Genomic DNA, 3,941 nt, shown 5'->3' on the forward strand with positions numbered 1-3,941 from the left:
AACCGCACAGCCTCCTGCGCGTCCGGCGACCAGGTCCGCGCATCCCCCACCAGATCACTCACACACCGTCAACGAGCCTGAACCCAAAGCGTTTCTGATCAATAGTACTCCAGTTGTAGATCCTGATCTTGAGCCGTTGGCCGCCCTTTTGCACCGGTGCGGGTCGTAGGGCTGCGGCAGACTGGTGCACCCCTGCGGAGAGGTGCGCAGGTGTCAACGGATCGACGGCCGATGGATCTTGAAATTTACGTGGAGCGGACCCGGAGCGGCCCGTGCTTCGTCTGTGCGTTCCTGGCCGGGAACCCGGACTACCCCCATGCGACGGTTTTCGAGGATGCCGATCACGTGGCGTTCCTGGACCGGTGGCCCACGGTGCCGGGCAAGGTCCTGGTCGCGCCGAAGGCGCACGTCGAGCACGTCGTGCGCGACCTGGACGAGGCGGCCTACAGCCGGCTCATGCTGTTCGTCCGGGAGATCACCCTCGCCGTCGAGGCAGTGTGCGGGCCGGAGCGCACCTACCTGTACTCGCTCGGCAGCCAGCAGGGCAATGCGCATCTGCACTGGCACATCGCAGCCCTGCCGCCCGGTGTTCCCTACCCTGAGCAGCAGTTCCACGCTCTGATGACGGAGAACGGGGTCCTGACACCGTCGCCGGAGCAGGCGGCCTCGATGGCTGCGCGTCTGCGTGGGGCCGTCATCGCCCGGGGTGTGCTCAAACCTGGATGACCGGCGACGTCCAGCTGCTTCCGGTCGGTGGCACATCTGAAATCTCGATGGTCGGGACCGGTCGGCACGTGGATGCGGCCACCGTTGATCATCGGCGTGTGAAGACAAACGATCATGCGGTGGCCGCGGGTCACAGCGTAGACCCTGCCCGCTGGCAGGAGACGTTCGAGGGCCTGATGGGCCGCATCGCCGGCCGGTTCGCGCGCGTCGAACCCCGGCGCCGGGTCCGGAGCCTGGTACTCGGGCTGCTGTCGGACCTGCCGCGCAAGAACTGCTGGACCATCGCCGAGTGGGCCAACGAGAAGACACCGGTCGGCATGCAGCATCTGCTGGGGCGGGCAAAGTGGGATGCGGACCAGGTCCGCGACGACGTGCGTGACTACGTCGTCGAGCACTTGCAGGACGACCAGGCGGTCCTGGTGGTCGACGAGACCGGTGACGTGAAGAAGGGGACCAGCACGGTCGGCGTCCAGCGCCAGTACACCGGCACCGCGGGCAGAATCGAAAGCGCCCAGGTCGCCGTCTACCTGGTCTACGCGGGACAGCGCGGGCACGCCGCGGTGGACCGGGAACTGTACGTTCCGCGATCCTGGACCACAGACCCCGAACGCTGCCGCGCCGCCGGACTCGGCGAGGAGACCGCTTTCGCCACCAAGCCGGAGTTGGCTGCCCGCATGGTCGCCCGGTTCCTGGACGCCGGCCACCGAGCCGTCTGGGTGGCCGGCGACGAGGTCTACGGCGGCAACCCGAAACTGCGGACCATCCTGGAGGAACGCGGCACCGGCTACGTCCTCGCGGTTGCCTGCTCGTACGAAGCCACCACCGGCGCCGGAAAGTTCCGCGCGGACGCCCTGGCGAAGAAGGTACCCAAGCGAGCCTGGCAGAAGCTGTCGGCCGGGACGGGAGCGAAGGGCCACCGGTTCTACGACTGGGCCGTTATCGACCTCGCCGACCCCCGCCCCGGGAGCAGCCAACTGCTGATCCGCCGCAACCGCAGCACCGGCGAACTCGCCTACTACCGTTGCTACTCGCCCGCCGCAGTGCCACTGGCCAAACTGGTGCGAGTTGCAGGATCAAGGTGGCGGGTGGAGGAGTTCTTCCAGGCCGGCAAGGGCCTGGCCTCCCTGGACCAGCACCAGGTCCGCCGCTATCCGTCCTGGTCGCGCTGGGTCACCCTCGCCATGCTCGCGCATGCATTCCTGGCTGTCGTCCGCGCGTATGAACACACCCGTGCCCCCGCACCGGACGGACTCATACCGCTCACCTGCAACGAGATCCGGCGCCTGTTCATCGCACTCGCCATCCGACCGGTCCTCGACGCTGCCCACCTGCTCGGCTGGTCCCTGTGGCGACGTCGCCATCAGGCCCAGTCCCAGGCCAGCCACTACCGACGACAAGCCGCCCAGGACTGAAGATCAGCATCTACAACTGGAGTATTAGGACAGCTGACGGTGGACATCCTCCAGGAACTTCCAGTTGGCAACCGTATGACGTTTGCGAACAAAGGGGCTCGGCGGCACAACAACCTCCACGGTTGCCCCTTGGACACGGAGCAATCCGATGCCATAGAATGCTGCACGCATCACAGCCTCCTCCTTGCGCCTCAACACACCATCAATCAGTACGGCACGAGCAGTGAATGGCGTGAACCGCTCGGCCTGCTCCATCGCCGACTCCCAGCCGCGTCCAGACACGAACACCATGTCGACATGCACCGGCTGGGTCGCCAGACGGGTAATCAATCCGTCGCGCCGAACCACAGCCCCCTTCGGAAGGCACTTCAACGCTCGGCGCTCCTTGTCGCTCAGTGACCCGGCAGGAACAGGCTCTCCGAGTGGCAGCGCCATCAAGAGGTTCAAGGCATCCGGCCGCGTCAGCGGTTTCATCCCCGCAGCCGCCCGCCGCTCCCGCTCTCGCGACTCGAATCGGTAGGCCGCAACGACCTTCGCCCCCAAGGCTTCAACGACCGCCAGGCTCGCTTCGCGGGGTACGAGATCGCCGGGAGCCAGCGCTCCCGCAACCACACCCAAGGACTCTCGTGCCGCGATTGCCATCGACCAACCCGCTCTCGTCCCGCATCGACGCTCTTCCAGCAGGGCTGTGCGCGCCCATCCTTACCGCTTGCCACGCGCAACCAGGAGCAGCCTCAACAACAAAGCCAACGGACCTCAACCGGCCCTAGACACGGGAACGCGCCCAAACGAACGGCAAGGCTAGTACGGACACTCGCACGATCATCGACCACCTCCCCGAACAGCTCCACATCGGTCACCCACCGCCCTCTCGCTGCACAATCTGCACCCACAACAGGTCGCGGACGAGCGACTGCGATCGTAGCCATCCCACGCCACGATGCCTACAGCTGTTCGAATTCTGGGGCGCGCCCCAGCTACCGGAAGCATCTCCCAGGCCACGGCCGACCAGCACCGCGCCAGCGGGGGCAACATCTGTCACGTCCGTGTCACCAACAACGTCGACGCACCTGGACCACCGAGACCAAACCCGCGTGAACAGGATCGAACTGGACCACATGGACGCCACAAGACGCCATCTACCACCTGTGCCATGTGGTACCCAGGGACGGCCCGATCACCAGGACCGGAGCGTCTTCTGGCCCGTCAAAGCGGTATTGGAGGGTGTTCGATGATGTCTCGCTCACCCGCCCGACCCTCTCATCTCTCACTATCTCTCACTGAACCGGGTCGGCCCTGCCGGCCGCGCCCCTTCGTCTGCGCGGGCAGCCCGGGCGCCGGGCCGCCTGCCGGACGCCCGTGGAGCCCGTCCCACGTGACGGCGGCAGCGCGCAGGTCTTCCACGCCGGGCTTCACGTAGTACCTCTTGGTCGTACTCACGTTCTTGTGACCGGCCCACCGCGCGAGAATATGGTCAGGCACTCCGTTGTTGGCCAGGAAAGTCAGGCACGACGAGCGAGCGTCGTACAACCGGACACGTCGAAGTTCGAGGACTTCCATAATCCTGTACGCGCGCCGACGCAGCTGCTTACCCGTGAACGCTTCGCCGCTTTCGTGCACCGCGACATAGCCGGAATTTGCGTACGCCTCCCCCAAGGCCATCTTCTCTTTGGCCTGGAGGCGCTTCAATGCCCGGAGCGCCTCGAGAACTGAGCCTTTTCCAACCTCAGGTTGAGGCGTGGTGAAGGACGACGACGGCCTTCACGATGTCGGTGATCCGGTTGGTGCTGCAGCGGAGCTTCC

The 3,941-nt window shown here is 65.8% G+C and carries 3 protein-coding genes and 1 pseudogene; 2 read left to right on the forward strand and 2 right to left on the reverse strand.

Annotated elements, in window-relative coordinates:
• Positions 1–231 precede the first annotated feature (231 nt).
• Together ACZ4LX_RS37950 and ACZ4LX_RS37955 are read left to right on the forward strand one after the other, a co-directional pair.
• On the forward strand, positions 232–726 hold the full coding sequence (locus tag ACZ4LX_RS37950; protein ID WP_467651942.1) for an HIT family protein: 495 nt from the start codon (positions 232–234) through the stop codon (positions 724–726).
• A 176-nt stretch (positions 727–902) separates the two neighbouring features.
• The gene (locus ACZ4LX_RS37955; protein WP_467651945.1) at positions 903–2,138 is read left to right on the forward strand and encodes an IS701 family transposase; all 1,236 of its coding nucleotides are present in this window, start codon (positions 903–905) and stop codon (positions 2,136–2,138) included.
• 24 nt (positions 2,139–2,162) lie between these two features.
• Here the strand turns inward: ACZ4LX_RS37955 and ACZ4LX_RS37960 are convergent, their stop codons facing one another.
• Positions 2,163–2,780, reverse strand: coding sequence for a hypothetical protein (locus ACZ4LX_RS37960; RefSeq protein ID WP_467651940.1), 618 nt, complete (start codon positions 2,778–2,780; stop codon positions 2,163–2,165).
• Between the two features lie 618 nt (positions 2,781–3,398).
• Positions 3,399–3,830 (reverse strand): annotated as a pseudogene (locus tag ACZ4LX_RS37965) (tyrosine-type recombinase/integrase); the annotation flags it as partial.
• Between the last annotated feature and the right edge of the window lie 111 nt (positions 3,831–3,941).

The sequence above is a fragment of the Streptomyces sp. NPDC026062 genome (genome assembly GCF_055568375.1).

What these genes read in the sequence shown, in the direction of transcription:
- ACZ4LX_RS37960 (WP_467651940.1), bottom strand. Translation starts at nt 2,780, where the DNA reads ATGGCAATCGCGGCACGAGAGTCCTTGGGTGTGGTTGCGGGAGCGCTG.
- ACZ4LX_RS37955 (WP_467651945.1), top strand. Translation starts at nt 903, where the DNA reads ATGGGCCGCATCGCCGGCCGGTTCGCGCGCGTCGAACCCCGGCGCCGG.
- ACZ4LX_RS37950 (WP_467651942.1), top strand. Translation starts at nt 232, where the DNA reads ATGGATCTTGAAATTTACGTGGAGCGGACCCGGAGCGGCCCGTGCTTC.